The sequence below is a fragment of the Reyranella sp. genome, assembly GCF_965249915.1.
GTDB lineage: Bacteria > Pseudomonadota > Alphaproteobacteria > Reyranellales > Reyranellaceae > Reyranella.
In genome coordinates this window covers 2,587,457-2,605,247 of sequence record NZ_OZ252257.1, presented here as the reverse complement: position 1 = coordinate 2,605,247, position 17,791 = coordinate 2,587,457, and the positions used below count along the sequence as shown (strand labels likewise).

Below are 17,791 nucleotides of genomic sequence, written 5' to 3'. Positions count from 1 at the left end.
TCTTCTGTCATCCTGAGCGCAGCGAAGGATCCAGCGCCAGCTACGGAGTACTCTGGTCGTTCCGCCAGGTCCTTCGCTTCGCTCAGGACGACATGAACTCAGCGGTTCGTCAGCTTGAGTTCGATGCGGCGGTTGCGGGCGGTGTCGGTGGAGGAGAGCGGCTGGTATTCGCCGTAGCCCGCAGCCACAAGGCGATCGTTCGGGATGCCTTCGCTGTGGAGGAACTTCACCACGGCGATGGCGCGGGCGGCCGACAGCTCCCAGTTCGATGGATACTGCGCGCTGGCGATCGCCTTGCTGTCGGTATGGCCGTCGACCTGGAGCACCCAGTTGACCTCTTTCGGGATCGTGGCGGCGATCTCGACGAGACGCTTGGCCACGTTGGCGAGCTGCTTCTCGCCGCTCTCCTGAAGCTTGGCCGAGCCGGAGGCGAAGAGCACTTCCGACTGGAACACGAAACGGTCGCCCACGACCTGAACGTCGCGCTGGCCGCGCAGCGCCTCGCGCAGCTTGCCGAAGAATTCGGAGCGGTAACGCGCCAGCTCCTCGACCTTGCTGGCGAGAGCGCGGTTGAGCTTCTGGCCGAGATCGACGATCTGCGCCTGCTGGTCCTTGGCCTTGACGTCGGCCGCGTCGAGCGCCGTGCTGAGGCGGGCGAGTTCGTCCTTGAGGGCGGCCAGCTCGGCGGTGAGGCGCACGACCGCGGCCTTCTGCTCGGCCGTGAGCTTCTGCTCTTCGGTGAGATCGCCGAACAGCTTGCCCTTGTCCTGATTGGCGGCCGCCAGCGAGGCGGCGAGGCGCGTGAGTTCGAGTCGCTGGCGCTCGATCTCTTTCTGCAGATCGCCGGCCTTGGCTGCGGCTTCCTTATTCGAACTCTCGAGCGAGGAGGCCAGCCGGTCGCGCTCCGCCAGCATCGAGGTCAGGCGTTCCGTGAGCTGGTCACGCTCGATCTTGAGCGCGTCCGACGCGGTGCGCTGGGCCGCGAGATCGGCGCCCAGGCGGTCTCGCTCGGCCTGGTTCTGGCGAAGCTGCAGGGTGAGTTTTTCGAGATCCTGCTTCAGGCCTTCGCTCGCCGCCTGCTCGAGCGAAAGCACGCTGGCGAGATTGCCCAGCTGCTTGTTGAGGGCGTCGATGGCGCTGTCACGCGTGTTGAGCGTGTCGGTCAGCGTGAACTGCGCGACGCTGAACAGCGACAGCAGGAAGATCAGCACCATCAGCAGCGTCGTCAGCGCGTCGACGTAACCCGGCCAGGTGTAGTCGGCCGAACCTCCTCCGCGACGGCGGGATGCGGCTGCCATGACGGTCAGTCGTCGCCCGGCGTCGCGCCGCGCGACGAGGCGATGGTGCGGGCGAGCAGGCGGAATTCGCCGCGCAGCTCGTCGGCCAGCGCGGTGCGGCTGCGCACGCTTTCCTCGATCAGCCGGCTGAGGCCCGCCTCGAGGGTGCGCTGGTGCGCCAGGAGCGCCTCGCTGTCGGCCTCCGGCTTGCGCTCGGTCAGGCGCGCGACGGTGCCGCGCAGCTCGATCGACTGCTCGGCCAAGCGTGCCAGCAGCGCCTGCTGCGAGCGCATGCTTTCGGTCAGGGAGGTCAGGCGCTCGACCAGGGTGGCGTTGGCCGTTGCGGCCTGTTCGCGGCCCTCTTCGCTGCGGCGCAGCGTACGGGCGAGATCGTCGAGCCCGTCGGCGGTGCGCTCCAGCAGAGCCTCGACATAGGCCGAGACGCCCTGTTCGCCTTCGGTCTGCAGGGTGCCGCTCGACAGCCGGGTGGCGCCCGCCAGCCATTCCTCCAGTTCGGTGTGGAAGCGGCCCTGGGCCTGGCTGGCCTGCAGTTCGAGGAAGCCAAGCACGAGCGAACCCGACAGGCCGAACAGCGAGGCCCCGAAGGCCGTCGACATGCCCTTGAGGGGGCCTTCGATGCCCTGCTTGAGCTTGGCGAACATCTGGACGGCATCGCCGCCGGTGACCTGCATGCCGACGATGGCATCGGCGACCGCGCCGATCGTTTCGAGCAGGCCCCAGAAGGTGCCGAGCAGGCCGAGGAAGATCAGCAGGCCGATCATGTAGCGGCTGAGTTCGCGCCGCTCGTCGAGGCGGCTGGCGATGCCGTCGAGCATGGCGCGCGTCGCGGTGGGGGAGAGGCGGAAATTGTCCTGACGGTCGCCCATCATGACGGCCATCGGCGCCATCAGTTCGATTGAATCCGTCTCGAGAAGAGGGGCGCCGGGCTCGCGATGCTGGAAGCGCCGCAGCCACCGGACCTCGGGCCACAGGGACAGAACCTGGCGCATCACGAAGAAGATGCCGATCGCGAGGACGCCGAGGATGACGCTGTTGAGGATCGGCGTGTTCAGGAAGACGCGTAGCAGGTCGTGGTGCAGCAGGAAGGCGATGCCGGCCACGACCACGAGGAACAGAAGCATGCGAACGAGATACGGAAGCGGGTTACTCATGCGTACTTCCGATGCCTGTGCGACGTTGCCGGGGAGATCATGCCCTGGGCACCCGGCATCCGCCCCGCATCCCGGTTTCGACAGCCTTGCCGCCCCCTGGCAAGCCTGTGTCGCCGGAGCCGGGAGCAAAGGCGGCGCGGCTGGGGACAGCGGCCGGAAACGGGGGCATAACCAGTTGCCTTTCCAAGGGATTTGGCGGATCGACCATAACCAATGGTCGTCCCGCGCTCAACCGATTGCCGCAAGCGCAAGCGGTCCGAGCGCGGCCGTCAGGCCTTGGACAGGATCTCGACCATCGGGTCGCGCAGACCGAAGTTGCTGGCCAGGATCGACGGTCCGCCCAGCTCATAGGGCTGACCGGCAATGTCGCCGACGAGACCACCGGCTTCGCGCACCATGAGGATTCCCGCAGCGACGTCCCACGGCGCCAAGCCGAACTCGAAGAAGGCGTCGTAGCGGCCGGCCGCCACGAAGGCGAGGTCGAGCGCGGCGGCGCCCCAGCGACGGACGCCGGCCGTACGTTCGGTGACGGCGGCCAGCTTGGCGTGATAGGCGGCGTGATTGCCCTTGCCGATATGCGGGATACCGGTGCCGACGAGCGCGCGGGCGGGCTCCTTGCGGCCGGACACGCGCAGGCGCCGCGAACGGGCGTTCGGCGTGTCGATGTAGGCGCCGTTGCCCTTCTCGGCCCAGAACAGCTCGTCGGAGATCGGCTGGTAGATGACGCCGGCGATGATCTCCTTCTCGCGCTCGAGCGCGATGGAGATGGCGAAGTGGGGGACGCCGTGCAGGAAGTTGGTCGTGCCGTCGAGCGGATCGACGATCCAGCGGTTGCGGCCGTCGCCCTTGGTCTCGCCGCCTTCCTCGCCGAGGAAACCGTAGTCGGGGCGGACGCGCGACAGTTCGGTCCGCAGCGTGCGCTCGGCCTTGATGTCGGCGTGACTGACGAAGTCGCCGGGGCCCTTCTCGGAGATCTGCAGATGCTCGACTTCGCCGAAGTCGCGCTTGAGATTCTTCGCCGCGGCAAAGGCCGCGCGGATCATGACGGTGATCGTGGCCGAGCGCTGAGCCAGCGATTTGCGCTCGGGCGGGCCCGAGCGCTCGCGAGCCTCGCCCATCGGGGCGCGGCCCACGCGGGCGACGGGAGTCTCTCGCGGGGGGCGATTGGTGGGGAGGGCCACGGTGCGCGCCTAATCCTTGGCGCGTTCCATGTAGGTGCCCTCTTCGGTGTTGATCACCAGCCGCGTGCCGACGCCGATATGGGGAGGAACCATCACGCGGATGCCGCCCTCGACGATGGCCGGCTTGTAAGAAGAGGAAGCGGTCTGGCCCTTCACGACGGCGTCGGCCTCGGTGACGGCGAGAATGACGGTCTTGGGCAGTTCCGCGCCGACTGGCGTTCCCTCGTAGAGCGACACGGTCACTTCCATGCCGTCCTGCAGCCAGCGCGACTGATCTTCATCGAGAACGTCGGCGCCGACCACGAGCTGCTCGAAGGTTTCCTTGTCCATGAACGTGAAGCCGTTCTCGTCCTTGAACAGGTAGGTGCACTCGCGCTCGTCGATGTGCACGCGCTCGATGGTCTCGCCGGAGCGGAAGCGCTCCTGCAGCTTGTTGCCCTCGCGCAGCGCCTTGGCCTCGATGGCCACGAACGCGCCGCCCTTGCCGGGGCTGATATGCTGCACCTTGGAGGCGACCCAGAGCTTGCCGTTGTACTCGATGACGTTGCCGGCTCGGATGGAATTGACTTGGACTTTCATGAGCTTACCCGGCCTTACCGCTGTCTCGGATGAATGGAATTCGGCCTCGTCCGCATAAGCGGTTCGAGGCCGGCGCGGCCTTCTATCAAAGGCAGCCGGGGGTCGCAACCGGCCCGCCCGAGGCGGTAGGGCGCTATTTCAGGCCCAATTCGGCCCGTTTCTTCCTCGAAAGGCCCGCCGCGATGACGGCATGCGCCTGCTTGAGATAGGCCCGGGTCTCGGCCGGCGTCAGGACTCCGGGGTCCTCGAGGGCCACCCACTTCGCGCGGGCGAGGTAGGGGGCCGGTTTGAAGCCCTTGGCGTGGGAAAGCGCCTCGTAGTGCTCGGGCGGGCACTTGAAGCTGATCCGTGCGACGGAATGGCCGGGCGGGCCGATCAGGCAGAACATCTTGCCGCCGACCTTGAAGACGGTGACGCCCTCCCACTGCACGCTCCGCGTGGCGGCCGGCAGCTTGCGGCAATAGGCATCGATCTGCTGGGGCGTCATGACGATACCCTACACGCCGCGCCGTCCGCGTGCGATTGTCGGGCATGACCGAGTGGCGCCCCGACAAGCTCGCCCGGCGCCTGCCGCACCTCCAGGCACGCGCCGCAATCCAGGCCGCGTTGCGGCAGTGGTTCGCCGCTGAAGGATTTGTCGAAGTCGAGACCCCGATCCTGCAGGCGGCCCCCGGCGCCGAGGTCCATCTCACGGGCTTCGCCACGGAGTGGGAACTGCCCGACGGCGAAGAGCGCGAACGCTGGCTGCACAGCTCGCCCGAGTTCGCGATGAAGAAGCTCCTGGCCGGCGGCCTGCCGAAGATCTTCCAGTTCGCGCGCGTGTTCCGAAATGCGGAAGGCTCGGCCCTGCACCATCCCGAATTCACGATGCTGGAATGGTACCGCGCGGGCGTGGGCTACGAGACCATCATGGCCGACTGCCAGGCGCTGCTGGCCGCGACCGGCGTCGACGAACTGCGCTGGGCCGGCCATGCCTGCGACCCCCGGGCCGAACCGGAGCGGCTCACCGTGGCGCAGGCCTTCGTCCGCCACGCCGGCGTCGACCTGTTCGCGACCATCGGTAATGCCGAGGCGCTGGCGGGCGCATCGGGCATCGCCATGCATGCCGGCGACACCTGGGAGGACGTCTTTTTCCGCATCATGTTCGAGAAGATCGAATCGAAGCTCGGCATGGGCCGGCCGACGATCCTCTGCGAATATCCGATCTCGATGGCGGCGCTCGCCCGCGCCAAGCCCGGCGATCCCAGGGTGGCGGAGCGCTTCGAGCTCTATGTCTGCGGCGTCGAACTGGCCAATGCCTTCGGCGAACTCACCGATCCCGCCGTCCAGCGCACGCGGCTTGCCGCGGACATGGACCTGAAGGATGAGCTGTATGGCGTGCGCTGGCCGGTCGACGACGACTTCCTCGCCGCGCTCGATCACGGCCTGCCGGATTGCTCCGGCATCGCGCTCGGCTTCGATCGCCTGGTGATGCTGGCGAGCGGCGCGTCGCACATCGAGGACGTTCTATGGCTGCCCGTCCGCTGATCCGTGCGCTGCGAAGAGATCGTTGAAGGCACGCACCGCGGCTTCCGGGCCGTCCTTGTAGCTCCAGACACCCCCGGCGACCGCCAGGAAGTCCGCGCCCGCTTCGATGAGCGGCCGGCAGTTCTCGACCGTGATGCCGCCGATCGCCACGCAGGGCACCTCCATCAGGCCGCTCCACCATTCGACGATCTCGATATCGGCAGGCGTCGTCACCGGTTTGGTGGAGGAGGAGAAGAACGCGCCGAAAGCCACGTAGTCGGCGCCGGCTTCGGCGGCGTCCATGGCGAGGTGGCGCGACGCCTTGCAGGTGACGCCGACCTGGCGCTCGGGTCCCACGATCCGGCGCGCTTCGGCGTAGGGCATATCCTCCTGGCCGACATGCACGCCGTCGCAATCGAGTTTCACCGCGAGGTCGGGGCGATCATTCATGATGAAGGCGACATCGCGCTGCTGGCAGATCGGCCGCAGCGTATCGGCGGCGCGGACGATCGCCTCGTCGGGGACGTCCTTCAGCCGCAGCTGGAAGGCCGCGACGTCGCCGCCGTCGAGGGCGGCGCGGAGGTCGTCGGCAAAGATCGCCGGATGCTCGATGCGGGCGGGAGAGATCAGATAGAGACGGGTCACGGGGTTCCTGATTTTCGTGTGGTGTATGCGGAACCCGGCGTCCCGTCGAGAGCCGGGTTGGGGGAATCCTCCCATTGTCCTGGCGCTGCGGCCTGGGCTAACTGACGGCAGCCTTCTCGCCAGGAACCATGAACAAAGTCATCAAGACCCTTCTTCTGGTTCTCGTTTCGACCGCCGCCAGCCTGCTGGTCGGGATCGCGATCGCCGGCTACCTGACTGTCCCGCGCATTCCCCTGATCTCCGAAGGCGACCGTCTCCTGGTGTTCGATCCCGAGATCGGTGCGATCGCCAATCCCGGTTCCCAGGCGAGGCGCATCTATCCCGCCGTCGCCGACCGCAAGACCTTCGCCTTCGACATCTATACCGACGATCGCGGCGCGCGGGTCGACGCGCCCGGGCTGCAGAGCCCCGAGCGCGTCGACGTCCTGGTCGTCGGCGACTCGTTCACCTGGGGCTACGCACTGGCCAACGAGCAGACCTATGCAAGGCTGCTGTCACGCGAGCTCGAAGCCAGTGTGTCGAACTTCGCGATGGCGGCCTATGGAACGACCCAGTCGCTGCAGCTCTTGCGGCGCAACGGCGATCTCTCGCCGAAGCTCGTGGTCTACGGCATCATCGCACATCACTTCGAGCGCAACGTCTCGCCGTGCCTTCCATCCTACTATCCGTTCTGCTTCAGCGCGTCACACGTCGCTTGGGACGACGAGGGGCAAGCGTCGATCGCCCCGCCGCAGAGCAACGGCGTACAGCGCTTCCAGCGGCACCTTGCCGGCGACTTCCTGCATCCCGTGACCTGGCTGCTGCATGGCATCGATGTGGTGCGCGGCCGGATCGAATATGGCCGGGCCGCCTACCGCACGCCGAGCGACGAGAAGAAGGAAGAGGCCGTGGGCTACCTCCTGCGCGAAATGCAGCGATCGGCCGACGAGATCGGCGCGAACCTGCTCGTCGTCTATTTGCCGACGAACTATTACTCGGCGCCGGAAGCCTTGCCGCGCGTCATCGGCGACATCGACTTGCTCGACCTCACCGAGGCCTTCCAGCGGGAGAGGGAGAAGGGCGCCAACCTCTACATCGTGGGCGACGGGCATCCGAACCAGGCCGCCCACGAGCTGATCTCGCGGGAGATCGCGAAGTACGTTCGCGACAACGGCCTGCTCGAGGTCACGAACTCGCGCCGCCGGCCCGGGTGAAGCTCAGGCGTTCTGACCACGCCGGATCGAGGCGGGAGCGCAGCCCGTAGACATCTCCCAGCACCCACAGGTCGCGCACCAGCGGCCCGTCGAACGTGAAGATGGGAGCGCCGTACCACCAGACACGGCTGTTGGTCGGCGGCTCCCCGAACAGCGTCCGGCGATGGATGCCGTGGAAGCGCAGCTTGCCCGATACGCGGTGACCTTCTTCCATCAGCTCGAGAATGTCGGACGTGTAGTCGTCGAGCGTGTCGGTGAGCCAGCTCACATAGTTGCTGAATTGCTGGTGACCGACCAGCACGGGCCCGAGCGAGCCGCGAAAGGTGAAGTCGGGATGGAATATCTGCGGGACGAGCGAGAGATCGGCCTTGTCCCATAGATCCTTGTAGAACACGCGCACGACGTTCTTCTGCCCGCTGAGACGGGCCGGCGCCAGGTCGATCTCCGCTTCGCCCGGGAGCTCCGGGTATCTCCGCTGTGTCGTCATCGCGTCGCCCCTCCTCATGCGCATCGCCTGCGGCATCTCACTCGCTGGCCGAACGGAAGAACGATGCTATGCCGTCGCTTGCAAGCGCGGTTTCGATGCGGCAGAAAAAATTGTCACCTCTGGGCCGGCCCGACGTTAGACATCAGTCGGCCGACCGGGCGGCGCTGGACCGGACCGGCAGGCCGCACGTGACAAGCGTTGAAATCTCTAGGTCGAAGAGGGAAGAGTTGAGCGGTCGATTCCTGGCGAATGCGGTCACGGCCTTCGTGTCCGTCCTGGTCAGTCTGGTTCTTGCCGAAGGGGCGGCGCGCATTCTCGACGGAATGCCGCTCACCCAGCTCGAACTGCCGGTTCGTCTCGTGAACATCGGCAACGACACTACGGCCGAGCGTCTCGACGAGGTGCCCAGAGCGGCGTCGGTGCAGCGCGACTGGTTCTTCAGCGATCCGCCGCCGCTTCCCAACCGCAAGCCCGTGCCGGCCTCGCTGCAGGAACTCGATCGTACGCTTCAGAAGCCGGGGAATCCGTTCCAGTCATCCGACGCACTGAAGATCTGGAACTCGGTACTGGTGGGCAATCCCTGCGCGTCGCCGTTCTTTTCGAACGCGCCCGGCTGGCTGATGCTGTTCGATCCCGTGGACGGCAAGCCACAGCCGCCTTTTCGGTTTCGGCCCGACACGACCACGCCGATCGGACTGGTCACCAACGAACTCGGCTGGCGCGGACCGCCGCTGGCATTCGCCCGCTCGCCGCGTACGATCCGGATCGTCTTCGTCGGCGCTTCGACCACCAGCGACACGCACCAGATGCCCTATTCCTATCCCGAGTTCGTCGGGCACTGGCTCAACCTCTGGGCGGCCAAGAACCGGCCGGACATCCGGTTCGAGGTCGGCAACGCGGGCCGCGAATCTATCGCCTCGCCGGGCATCGAGGCGGTCGTACGCACCGAGGTCGTGCCGACGCGGCCCGACCTCGTAATCTATCACGAGGGGGGCAACCAGTTCGTTCTCTCGAGCCTGGTGCCGTCGATGCCCGCGGGCGACAAGCCCGCGCCGATGGTCCATCTCGACCAGGCCTCCAAGGGCTGGCTGGCCGACCTCTCGCGCTATTCCGACATCGCCCGCCGCCTCTACACGCTGATGGCGGTCATGAAGCTCCAGTCGGAAGGCAATGAGGCGGCCAAGCCGGATTACGAACTGGTCTGGCCAAAGGGCCTCTCCGAGACCGATCCCGACATCAAGCGCAGGGACCTGCCGGTGGAACTTTCCACCATTCTCGGCGATCTCGATCGGATCCGGGCCGACCTGGCCTCGATCGACAGCGAGTTCGCGGTGACGTCGTTCCTGTGGATGGTGAAGGACGGGCTGAAGCTCGATCCGATCCGCAATCGCATGACGTGGGATTACCTGAATCTCTACATGTACCCGTACCGCTATCGTGACCTCGAACGTCTGGCGCATTTCCAGAACGTGGTGCTTGAGAAGTATGCACGGACCCACGGAATCGATTTCATCGACATCGCCGGCAAGATGCCGTTCGATCCGGATCTCTATGCCGACGGCGTCCACACGACCTATCCCGGGACGCGCATGAAGGGATGGGTGATCCTGCAGCAGCTGGTGCCCCTCATCGAGGCTCGTCTCGCTTCGGGCGCCTGGCCGAGGACCGTGCCTGCGGTCAACGAACCGCCGGCGAACGAGGCCATGCCGGCCCGCCGGATCGAGTTCAACTGTCAGCAGTCGCAGCGCGCGACCAGGTAAGCCCGCCGTCGCGGCGCATCGGCAGCAAAAAGGGCGTTGGGCGACCCGTGAGGTCACTCAACGCCCCTGAGCGCCGATATCGGCGGCGTGAGTTACATCTTGCCCTGGTAGATGCTGATGATCTTGTCGAGCATGTCGAGCGCCTCGGCGCGCGGGCGCTGGAAGGTGTTGCGGCCGATGATCGAGCCGTTGGCGCCACCATCGCGCAGGCTGCGGATCTCGGTGAACAGGCCCTCGAGGTCCTTGGCCTCGCCGCCCGAGAAGACGACGATGCGGCGGCCGTTGAAGGTCGCCTGCATCACGTGCTTGATACGGGCGGCCATCGTCGAGATGTCGACGTTGGCCTTCTCGTAGGCGGCCTTCGCTTCGGGCTGCCACAGCACGTTGGTCGGCGGCTTCACCTTGATGATGTGGGCGCCGAGCAGGGCCGCGATATGGGCGGCGTAGGCGCAGACGTCCATCGCGGTCTCGCCGGCCTTGTCGAGCTTGCCGCCGCGCGGATAGGACCACATCACGACGGCGAGGCCGACCGACTTGGCTTCCGCCGAGAGCTCGCGGATTTCTTCCATCATCTCGTACTGGTCTTCGGCGCCCGGATAGATCGTGAAGCCGATCGCCGAACAGCCGAGACGCAGCGCGTCGGCCACGGTGGCCGTCACGGCCTGGTCCTTGTTGGTCGACAGCGAATTGGCCGAGTTGCACTTGAGGATGGTCGGGATGGCGCCGGCGAAGGTGTCGGCGCCGGCCTCGAGCGGGCCCAGCGGGGCGGCATAGGCGTTCAGGCCGGCGTCGATCGCCAGCTGGTAGTGGTAGTGCGGATCGTAGGCGTCCGGGTTCGGCGCAAAGGAGCGGGCCGGGCCGTGTTCGAAGCCCTGGTCAACGGGGAGGATCACCATCTTGCCCGTGCCGCCGAGGCGGCCGTGCATCAGGATGCGGGCCAGATTGGCCTTGGTGCCGGGGCAATCGCTCTCGTAGTTGTCCAGGATCTTCTTGACGGTGCGGGTGATCTTCACGTCCGGGCTCCCATTTTGTGCGGTCGCGCGGTGATAGCGGCGCCGGAAGAGCGGTTCAAGTCCCGGCGGGCGCCCGGGAGCTCCGACTACCTGCCACGTCATTGACCTCGGGGCGGGCGCGGGGACAGGGTATCGCCCCCTCCGGGCGACGATGCGTCTGGCGAAACGCGAGAAAAAGGAAAAGTCGGTGCCGTCTCCCCAGTTGCCCGTCCGACCCGCCTCGTTCGCGGCGCGCCTTCCCTTCTTCTTCGGCTGGGTGATCATCGCGGTCGCGTTCCTGACCGTCGCCGTGAGCGTGACCACCCGCACGGCCTTCTCCCTGATGTTCCCGCCGATCGTCGATGAATTCGGCTGGGATCGAGGCCTGGCAGCCGGCGCCTTCTCCTTCGGCTTCCTGGTGTCGGCCGTGATCAGTCCGGTCGTCGGCCGGACCATGGACCGCCGCGGACCGCGCTTCGTGATCGAGATCGGCGTCGTGCTGACCGCCGCGGGCCTGCTGGGCGCCACGGTGATCAGCGAACCCTGGCAACTCTATGCGACGCTCGGCGTGCTGGTGGGGGCGGGGGCCAACTGCATGAGCTTTTCCGTGCAGTCGCAATATCTGCCCAACTGGTTCGTCCGCCGCCGCGCTCTGGCGACCGGCCTCGCCTTCTCCGGCGTGGGCGTCGGTGCGATCCTGATCCTGCCCTGGCTGCAGACGATCATCCTGAAGGACGGCTGGCGCAGCGCCTGCTGGGCGCTGGGGCTGATGACGCTGTTGGTGCTGCTGCCGATCAACCTGATCGTCACCAAGCGGCCCCAGGACCTGGGCCTGCTGCCGGACGGAGCAAAGGAAGCAGGAGCGGCCGCGGCGCGCCGTGCGGCGGCGATCGTCGACGCGCGCTGGGTCGCCATCGAGTGGACCGTCGCCCGGGCGGTCCGCACACAGCGCTTCTGGTGGCTCTGCATCGGCTTCTTCAGCACCGGCTATGCCTGGTACGCGGTGCAGGTGCATCAGACCAAGTACCTGGTCGAGATCGGCTTCGGCCCGATGCAGGCGGCCTGGGCGCTCGGCCTCGTGGCGATGGTCGGTATCCCCGGCCAGATCCTGCTCGGCGGCCTGTCGGACCGGATCGGTCGCGAGATCGTCTGGACGATCGCCGGCGCAGGTTTCGTGATCTGCTACGCGGCGCTACTGGCGCTTGGGGCCGGCCCGTCGGAGCCGCTGCTCTATCTCATGGTCCTGTCGCAGGGCGCGCTGGGCTATTCGTTCACCAGCCTGATGGGATCGGTGGTGGCCGAGATCTTCGAGGGCCCGCACTTCGGCTCGATCTTCAGCATCATCATGGTCTCGCTGCTGGCCGGAGGCGCCGCGGGACCGTGGATCACCGGCGTGCTCTACGACTACGAGGGCGCCTATCGCCTGGCCTTCATCGTGGCGCTTGGATTCAGCGTCCTGGGCGCCGCCTCGATCTGGTTCGCGTCGCCCGGCAAAGTCCGCATGGTCGCCGGGCGCGCAAAGGTCTGAGCCCTACTCGTTGAGGCCCTTCCCGGGATACGGATGCGTGGCGATCCAGTGCTTGGCGATGTCCAGGCGCTTGGTGACCCAGACGCCCTCGTGCTTCTGGACATAGTCGAGGAAGCGCCACAGGCCGGCCATGCGGGCGGGATGGCCGATCAGGCGCTGGTGCAGGCCGACCGACATCATCTTGGGCTGGGTGACACCTTCCTTGTAGAGGACGTCGAAGGCGTCCTTCACCAGGCCGAACCACTGGTCGGCGTGGACCATGCCGGCGGCGTACTTGCCGTCGTTGTTGGTCAGCGAATAGGGGACGATGAGGTGAGGCTTGCCCTCGACGGTCTGCCAGAAGGGCAGCTCCTCGCCGTAATAGTCGCTGTCGTAGGTGAAGCCGCCTTCCTCGATCAGCAGCCGGCGCGTGTTCACGCTGGGGCCATAGCGGCAGTACCAGCCGGCCGGCCGCTCGCCGACGGTCTGTTCCAGCGACTTGATCGCCTTCTGGATGTGCTCGCGCTCCTCTTCCTCGGAGAGCTGGAAGTGCCGGACCCAGCGCCAGCCGTGGCAGCAGACGTCCCAGCCGGCGGCCCGGATCGCCTCTGCGGCCGGGAGATTGCGCTCGAGTGCCAGCGCGCAGCCGAACACGGTGAGCGGCATTCCGCGCTCCTGGAAGGCGCGGTGGATGCGCCAGAAGCCGACCCGGCTGCCGTATTCGAACATGCCTTCGCCGGCGAGGTCGCGACCCTTCAGCCCCTGCGAGGAGGTGCTCGATTCGGTGAGGCCGGTCTCGGTGTAGCCCTCGCCATCCTGGACCGATGGCTCGGAACCTTCCTCGAAGTTGACGACGAAGTTGATCGCGAGGCGCGCGCCGCCCGGCCATTTCGGATCGGGTGGATTGGCGCCATAGCCGATCAGGTCGCGTTTCGGTTGCCAGCTCATGCAGGTCTCCTCACCAGTTCGGCGCCCATCTGACGGGCGATGTCGGCAATCTTGTCGTTCCAGGTGCGCATCGACAGGGTGCGAACCCCGGCGCGCAGGCAGGCCAGCGCGTAGCCCGGCGCGTCGCCACAATCGACGATCAGCGTGAAGGCCACGTCCGGAAACTCCTCTCGCGCCCGTTCCTGCAGGGCGCCGAGATAACCCGCGCCATAGAAAGAGGCGGCATCCTCAGGCGTCAGCAGCACCGGCGCCGTCCCCGCGGCGCGCGCCGCGAGCAGCGCCGCCTCGGTCTGCTTCCAGTCGCGTACCAGGATCACCGGATGGTCCATCGCCGCCACAATACACGGTGTCACTCATTGAGGCCCTTGCCCGGGTAGGGATGGGTCTTGATCCAGTGCCGGGCGATGTCGAGGCGGCGGGTCACCCAGACGCCCTCATGCTTCTGGATGTGGTCGAGCAGGCGCTGCAGGCCGACGGCGCGGGCGGGATGGCCGATCAGCCGCATGTGCAGGCCGATCGACATCATCTTGGGCTGCGTCGCACCCTCGCGGTAGAGCATGTCGAAGGCATCGCGCACGAAGGAGAACCACTGGTCCGACGTGCCGATGGAGGCACCGAACTGGCCGTCATTGTTGGTGACGGAGTAGGGCACGACGAGCTGCGGCTTGCCGTCGACCGTGACCCAGAAGGGCAGCTCCTCGCCGTAATAGTCGCTGTCGTAGAGGAAGCCGCCTTCCTCGACGACGAGGCGGCGCGTGTTCACGCCCGGCCCATAGCGGCAGTACCAGCCGAGCGGCCGCTCGCCTGTCATCTTCTGGATGGCGGCGATCGCCTTGCGGATATGCTCGCGCTCGGTCGCCTCGTCGAGTTCGTAGTGCTTGATCCAGCGCCAGCCATGCGAGCAGACGTCGAAGCCCGACTTGGCGATGGCGGCCGAGGCCTCGGGATTGCGTTCCATCGCCAACCCGCAGCCGAAGATCGTCATCGGCAGGCCGCGTTCCTGGAAGAGGCGCATCAGCCGCCAGAAGCCGACCCGGCTGCCATATTCGAACAGGCCTTCGGCCGCGAGATCGCGGCCCTGGATCGACTGGCCCATCCCGGCCGCGTCGCTGAGCCCGATCTCGGTATGGCCTTCGCCGTCCTGGATCGAGGGTTCGGAGCCCTCCTCATAGTTCATGACGAAGTTCACGGCGATGCGCGCACCGCCGGGCCATTTCGGATCGGGCGGGTTGGCACCGTAGCCGATGAAATCGCGGCGGACTTCGTAAGGCATCGTCGGTCTCCGGATCAGGGGATGCGGACGGTGAAGGGGGGCACCGGCACGAACTCCTCGTCGCCCTTGCCGCCGTCGCGCCACATGAACACGGCGAAGCGGCCCGGACGGTCGAGCACGGTGAGCCCATGATGCCAGGTGTCGGGCCGGTAGGTGACGCCCTGCTTGCCGGTGGCGATGAAGGCTTTCATGCCGCTCACCTCAGGGCCGCCCGCGGCGGCATGCGGCGCCACGACGATCAACCAGCGCTCGACATCGAGGGGAACGAAAGTCTGGGAGGAGAACTCGTGACGTTCCAGATAGTCGCTGCGCAGCGGCCGGTCCGGCGTCTCGGCCTTCAGGCTGACCGAGAGGCTGGCATGCGCGGTGGGCCGCAGGTTGCCGAGTGCATCCTCGTAGTAGGTGCGGCCCGGAGAGTCGGGCACGTCGATCACGTCGCCGAACGGGGCGAAGGCTTCCTTGGTGAGGGGCTGGGGGATCAGTTCCATTGGCGGGTCCTCGTCAGTCGCGCATGCGGCGGGTCAGTCCCACCGTCCATTCCATGATCAGCATCAACAGGAAGGCGGCCGCGATCAACACGCCCGACACGGCGGCGATGCGCGGGTCGAGCGTCGATTCCATCATGCCCCACATGCGGATCGGCAGCATGTCGGTGCGCGCCGTCGACAGGAATAGCGACACCGGCACGTTGTCGATCGAGGCCATGAAGGCCAGGAACGCGCCGGCAAAGATGCCGGGCGCGATCAGCGGCAGGGTCACGCGGCGCATCGTGTAGAACCAGCTTGCGCCCAGACTCTGCGAGGAATCGTTCAGCGCCGGGTCGAGCTGGGAGATGCTGGCGGATGTCGTACGAATGATGAACGGCACGGTCACGATCATATGGCCGGCGATGATCAGGTTTATGGACGGCCGGAAGCCGATCAGGGTGAAGTACATCAGCGCCGCCAGGCCGAAGGTGAGGCCGGGCAGGACGAGCGGCGACATGAAGAGCCCATCGGCCACGCGCGCCAGCCGGTGGCGGTTACGGGCCAGGCCGAGCGACGCCATGCTGCCGAACAGGATGCCGAAGCCGGTCGACCAGGCTGCCACCTCGAGCGAGTTGTAGACGGCGCGATGGATCTGCCGCGACTTCGAGGCATCGAACAGAGCCTCGTACCATTCCAGCGAGAAGCCGGTCGGCGGGAACTTGAGCGACCGACCCTCGGTGAAGGAGGTCGTCAGCACGATCACCACCGGCGCCACGATGATCAGCAGCGCCAGCCCGGCCAGCGTGCCGATCACGAGGCTGTAGGAAAGGTCGGCGAGACTGCGGCGCCTACCCATGGACATAGCCTCCGGAGCGGCGGCCCAGATAGGACAGCGCACTCACCACCGTCAGCACCGAGACGAGCAGGGTGAGCGATACCACGGCGGCGAAGGGCCAGTTGAAGACGACGAGCGACTGTTGCCAGATGAGGAGCGGCAGGTAGATCAGGCGGACGCCGCCGATCACGGTCTGCGAGATGAAGGCAGTGGTGGAGCTGGCAAACACCAGCAGGCAGCCGGCGACCAGTCCAGGCATGCTGAGCGGTACGATCACCTTGAACAGTGTCCGCCAGCGCGAGGCGCCGAGGGCGGAGGAGGCGTCGCGCAGGTTGGGATCGAGCCGCGACATAACGCTGATCAGGGGCAGCAGCATCAGCGGCATTTCGATCTGGGTCAGCGAGATCACGAGGCCGAGCTCGGTCTGAAGCAGGCGCAGCGGCTCGGAGATGATGCCGAGCTGCATCAGCAGCGTGTTCACCACGCCCTCGCGGCCCAGCACTACGATCCAGGCGAAGGTGCGAACCACCACGGAGAGCAGCAGCGGCATGACGATGATGAAGATCAGCACCTTCTGCAGGCGCGGCGAGGCGTCGAGATAGATGAGGGCCAGCGGATAGCCGATCACGATGGTGGCGCACACCGTCTTGAGGCCGAGCAGCATCGTGTCGGCGATCACCTTGTAGCTGAAGGGATCGCCGAGGAATTTGGCCCATTGACCGAATCCGGGTTGGGTAATCTTGTCGTCATTGAAGAAGCTGACGCCGACCAGCATGAGCAGCGGCGCCAGGAAGATCGACGCGAAGGCCAACGCGAGCGGCAGCGCGAGCTGCCACTCCGAGAGTGGCAGTCCCCGCCGGGGGCGCGCCACTCCGGTGGCGCGTTCCTGGTTCATGAGAAGACGGGCCACTGGAGTGGCGCGCCCCCGGCGAAAACGCTGATCACTTCGCCATTTCCTTGTTGAACTTCTCGATCCAGCCGGCGCGCAGCGGATTGATCTTCGCCCAGTCGTGACGAATGTAGCTCGACATCTCGTCGAGGCTCTTCATCGGCAGGTAGGAGGGGACGGGCACGTCCTTGTTCACCGGGATGAAGTTGTAGGGCGGCTTGGTCAGGGCTTCCTGCACGTCCTTGCCGGCGACGATGTCGATGTACTTGTAGGCGTTCTCGGCATCCGCAGCGCCCTTGGCGATGTGCAGGGTCGTGAGGAACGTGATGGCGCCGGTCTCGGGCTTCACGAACTCGATGTCGACGCCGCGGCCCTTGAGCGTCGCGACGGTCTGGGTGTTGGTGTACATCACGTCGCACTGGCCTTGCTGGAACAGGCTCGGCATGGCGGCGGGCTGGCCGACCGCGGCGATTTTCGGCAGGACCTTCTTCAGTTCGACGAGCGCCGGCTCGATGTTGGTCTCGGAGCCGCCGAACACCTTGGCGATCTCGATCAGCGACACCGTTCCGAAGGTGGTCTGGAAGCCGGTGAGGCCGAGACGCGACACCCAGGGATCGCTGAACAGGTCCTTCCAGCCCTTGGGAGCGGGAAGCTTCTTGGGATTGTAGGCGATGCCCACGACCTGTGCGTTGACGCCGATACCCCATTCGTCGACCAGCCCGGCCGGGAGCTTCGAGGCATTGCTGATCTTCTTGATGTCGATCTTCTCGAACAGCCCGTCCTGGATCGCAGTGATGCGCGGACCCGGGTCCAGCACGAAGGCGTCGAACGGCGGCGCGCCGCGCGCGGCCTTGGCCTTGGCGACCTGGTCGACGGCGAAGAGCGGTTGCAGCTCGAGGTCGACGCTGTCCTTGGTCTTCATCGCCGGCACCACGATGGCGCGGAAGGCTTCTTCCCAGGTGCCGGGATAGATGGCGGCCGCGACGCTGCCCTTGGCATGGGCGATCGAGGGAAGGAGCGAGGCGCCGCCGAGGGCGGTGGCACCGGCGAGCAGGCGTCTGCGGCTGAACATGGAAGGCT

19 protein-coding genes are annotated in these 17,791 nt (G+C 66.5%); 4 read left to right on the top strand and 15 right to left on the bottom strand.

The features are described from left to right. Nucleotides 1-98: 98 nt before the first annotated feature. The 5 genes from ACP15H_RS12910 to ACP15H_RS12890 form a co-directional block, all read right to left on the bottom strand. Complete coding sequence (locus ACP15H_RS12910; RefSeq protein WP_425066584.1) at nt 99-1,298, bottom strand: peptidoglycan -binding protein; 1,200 nt, start codon at nt 1,296-1,298, stop codon at nt 99-101. A 5-nt stretch (nt 1,299-1,303) separates the two neighbouring features. Continuing rightward, nucleotides 1,304-2,449 carry a flagellar motor protein MotA gene (locus tag ACP15H_RS12905; protein ID WP_425066583.1) on the bottom strand — a complete coding sequence of 382 codons (1,146 nt, stop codon included), beginning with the start codon at nt 2,447-2,449 and terminating at the stop codon, nt 1,304-1,306. 269 nt (nt 2,450-2,718) lie between these two features. Continuing rightward, nucleotides 2,719-3,567 carry an inositol monophosphatase family protein gene (locus ACP15H_RS12900; protein ID WP_425069895.1) on the bottom strand — a complete coding sequence of 283 codons (849 nt, stop codon included), beginning with the start codon at nt 3,565-3,567 and terminating at the stop codon, nt 2,719-2,721. Between the two features lie 72 nt (nt 3,568-3,639). After that, a complete protein-coding gene (efp, locus tag ACP15H_RS12895) occupies nt 3,640-4,209 on the bottom strand; it encodes an elongation factor P (RefSeq protein WP_425066582.1) in 570 nt (189 codons plus the stop codon). A gap of 133 nt (nt 4,210-4,342) precedes the next feature. Beyond that, nucleotides 4,343-4,696 carry an MmcQ/YjbR family DNA-binding protein gene (locus ACP15H_RS12890; RefSeq protein WP_425066581.1) on the bottom strand — a complete coding sequence of 118 codons (354 nt, stop codon included), beginning with the start codon at nt 4,694-4,696 and terminating at the stop codon, nt 4,343-4,345. A 44-nt stretch (nt 4,697-4,740) separates the two neighbouring features. Here ACP15H_RS12890 and epmA point away from each other — a divergent pair, with 44 nt between their 5' ends. After that, the gene (epmA, locus tag ACP15H_RS12885) at nt 4,741-5,736 is read left to right on the top strand and encodes an EF-P lysine aminoacylase EpmA (RefSeq protein ID WP_425066580.1); all 996 of its coding nucleotides are present in this window, start codon (nt 4,741-4,743) and stop codon (nt 5,734-5,736) included. Here epmA and thiE read toward each other — a convergent pair. Further along, the gene (thiE, locus tag ACP15H_RS12880) at nt 5,716-6,360 is read right to left on the bottom strand and encodes a thiamine phosphate synthase (protein ID WP_425066579.1); all 645 of its coding nucleotides are present in this window, start codon (nt 6,358-6,360) and stop codon (nt 5,716-5,718) included. The two genes, epmA and thiE, sit on opposite strands and share 21 nt — an antisense overlap. 128 nt (nt 6,361-6,488) lie before the next feature. Between thiE and ACP15H_RS12875 the strand changes: the two genes are divergently transcribed. Further along, nucleotides 6,489-7,553 (top strand): hypothetical protein, encoded by a 1,065-nt coding sequence (locus ACP15H_RS12875; RefSeq protein WP_425066578.1) that lies wholly within the window; start codon nt 6,489-6,491, stop codon nt 7,551-7,553. Here the strand turns inward: ACP15H_RS12875 and ACP15H_RS12870 are convergent. Beyond that, on the bottom strand, nt 7,525-8,040 hold the full coding sequence (locus tag ACP15H_RS12870; RefSeq protein WP_425066577.1) for an ester cyclase: 516 nt from the start codon (nt 8,038-8,040) through the stop codon (nt 7,525-7,527). The genes ACP15H_RS12875 and ACP15H_RS12870 overlap by 29 nt on opposite strands. Before the next feature lie 227 nt (nt 8,041-8,267). Here ACP15H_RS12870 and ACP15H_RS12865 point away from each other — a divergent pair, with 227 nt between their 5' ends. Then, complete coding sequence (locus tag ACP15H_RS12865) at nt 8,268-9,800, top strand: hypothetical protein (protein ID WP_425066576.1); 1,533 nt, start codon at nt 8,268-8,270, stop codon at nt 9,798-9,800. A gap of 92 nt (nt 9,801-9,892) precedes the next feature. Here ACP15H_RS12865 and ACP15H_RS12860 read toward each other — a convergent pair whose 3' ends face one another. Next, complete coding sequence (locus ACP15H_RS12860) at nt 9,893-10,813, bottom strand: class I fructose-bisphosphate aldolase (protein ID WP_425066575.1); 921 nt, start codon at nt 10,811-10,813, stop codon at nt 9,893-9,895. Between the two features lie 187 nt (nt 10,814-11,000). On the opposite strand from ACP15H_RS12860, the gene ACP15H_RS12855 reads away from it, so the two are divergent. Further along, the gene (locus ACP15H_RS12855; RefSeq protein WP_425066574.1) at nt 11,001-12,320 is read left to right on the top strand and encodes an MFS transporter; all 1,320 of its coding nucleotides are present in this window, start codon (nt 11,001-11,003) and stop codon (nt 12,318-12,320) included. Nucleotides 12,321-12,323: 3 nt separating this feature from the next. Here ACP15H_RS12855 and ACP15H_RS12850 read toward each other — a convergent pair whose 3' ends face one another. Genes ACP15H_RS12850 through ACP15H_RS12820 form a run of 7 tightly spaced genes read right to left on the bottom strand, consistent with a single transcriptional unit; the run spans nt 12,324 to nt 17,783 of the window. Next, a complete protein-coding gene (locus ACP15H_RS12850) occupies nt 12,324-13,247 on the bottom strand; it encodes an allantoinase PuuE (protein ID WP_425066573.1) in 924 nt (307 codons plus the stop codon). Then, nucleotides 13,244-13,576 (bottom strand): hypothetical protein, encoded by a 333-nt coding sequence (locus ACP15H_RS12845; protein ID WP_425066572.1) that lies wholly within the window; start codon nt 13,574-13,576, stop codon nt 13,244-13,246. The genes ACP15H_RS12850 and ACP15H_RS12845 overlap by 4 nt, the downstream gene beginning before the upstream one ends. A 20-nt stretch (nt 13,577-13,596) precedes the next feature. After that, nucleotides 13,597-14,520, bottom strand: coding sequence for a polysaccharide deacetylase family protein (locus ACP15H_RS12840; RefSeq protein ID WP_425066571.1), 924 nt, complete (start codon nt 14,518-14,520; stop codon nt 13,597-13,599). Between the two features lie 14 nt (nt 14,521-14,534). Next, nucleotides 14,535-15,008 carry an ureidoglycolate lyase gene (locus ACP15H_RS12835; protein ID WP_425066570.1) on the bottom strand — a complete coding sequence of 158 codons (474 nt, stop codon included), beginning with the start codon at nt 15,006-15,008 and terminating at the stop codon, nt 14,535-14,537. A gap of 13 nt (nt 15,009-15,021) precedes the next feature. Beyond that, complete coding sequence (locus tag ACP15H_RS12830) at nt 15,022-15,849, bottom strand: ABC transporter permease (RefSeq protein ID WP_425066569.1); 828 nt, start codon at nt 15,847-15,849, stop codon at nt 15,022-15,024. Further along, complete coding sequence (locus ACP15H_RS12825; protein ID WP_425066568.1) at nt 15,836-16,732, bottom strand: ABC transporter permease; 897 nt, start codon at nt 16,730-16,732, stop codon at nt 15,836-15,838. The genes ACP15H_RS12830 and ACP15H_RS12825 overlap by 14 nt, the downstream gene beginning before the upstream one ends. Before the next feature lie 31 nt (nt 16,733-16,763). Beyond that, the gene (locus ACP15H_RS12820; RefSeq protein ID WP_425066567.1) at nt 16,764-17,783 is read right to left on the bottom strand and encodes an extracellular solute-binding protein; all 1,020 of its coding nucleotides are present in this window, start codon (nt 17,781-17,783) and stop codon (nt 16,764-16,766) included. Between the last annotated feature and the right edge of the window lie 8 nt (nt 17,784-17,791).

Bases quoted from the DNA above. Each gene is read 5' to 3' on its own strand.
- ACP15H_RS12910 (WP_425066584.1), bottom strand. From the start codon at position 1,298: ATGGCAGCCGCATCCCGCCGTCGCGGAGGAGGTTCGGCCGACTACACC.
- ACP15H_RS12905 (WP_425066583.1), bottom strand. From the start codon at position 2,449: ATGAGTAACCCGCTTCCGTATCTCGTTCGCATGCTTCTGTTCCTCGTG.
- ACP15H_RS12900 (WP_425069895.1), bottom strand. From the start codon at position 3,567: ATGGGCGAGGCTCGCGAGCGCTCGGGCCCGCCCGAGCGCAAATCGCTG.
- efp (WP_425066582.1), bottom strand. From the start codon at position 4,209: ATGAAAGTCCAAGTCAATTCCATCCGAGCCGGCAACGTCATCGAGTAC.
- ACP15H_RS12890 (WP_425066581.1), bottom strand. From the start codon at position 4,696: ATGACGCCCCAGCAGATCGATGCCTATTGCCGCAAGCTGCCGGCCGCC.
- epmA (WP_425066580.1), top strand. From the start codon at position 4,741: ATGACCGAGTGGCGCCCCGACAAGCTCGCCCGGCGCCTGCCGCACCTC.
- ACP15H_RS12875 (WP_425066578.1), top strand. From the start codon at position 6,489: ATGAACAAAGTCATCAAGACCCTTCTTCTGGTTCTCGTTTCGACCGCC.
- ACP15H_RS12870 (WP_425066577.1), bottom strand. From the start codon at position 8,040: ATGACGACACAGCGGAGATACCCGGAGCTCCCGGGCGAAGCGGAGATC.
- ACP15H_RS12850 (WP_425066573.1), bottom strand. From the start codon at position 13,247: ATGAGCTGGCAACCGAAACGCGACCTGATCGGCTATGGCGCCAATCCA.
- ACP15H_RS12845 (WP_425066572.1), bottom strand. From the start codon at position 13,576: ATGGACCATCCGGTGATCCTGGTACGCGACTGGAAGCAGACCGAGGCG.
- ACP15H_RS12840 (WP_425066571.1), bottom strand. From the start codon at position 14,520: ATGCCTTACGAAGTCCGCCGCGATTTCATCGGCTACGGTGCCAACCCG.
- ACP15H_RS12835 (WP_425066570.1), bottom strand. From the start codon at position 15,008: ATGGAACTGATCCCCCAGCCCCTCACCAAGGAAGCCTTCGCCCCGTTC.
- ACP15H_RS12830 (WP_425066569.1), bottom strand. From the start codon at position 15,849: ATGTCCATGGGTAGGCGCCGCAGTCTCGCCGACCTTTCCTACAGCCTC.
- ACP15H_RS12820 (WP_425066567.1), bottom strand. From the start codon at position 17,783: ATGTTCAGCCGCAGACGCCTGCTCGCCGGTGCCACCGCCCTCGGCGGC.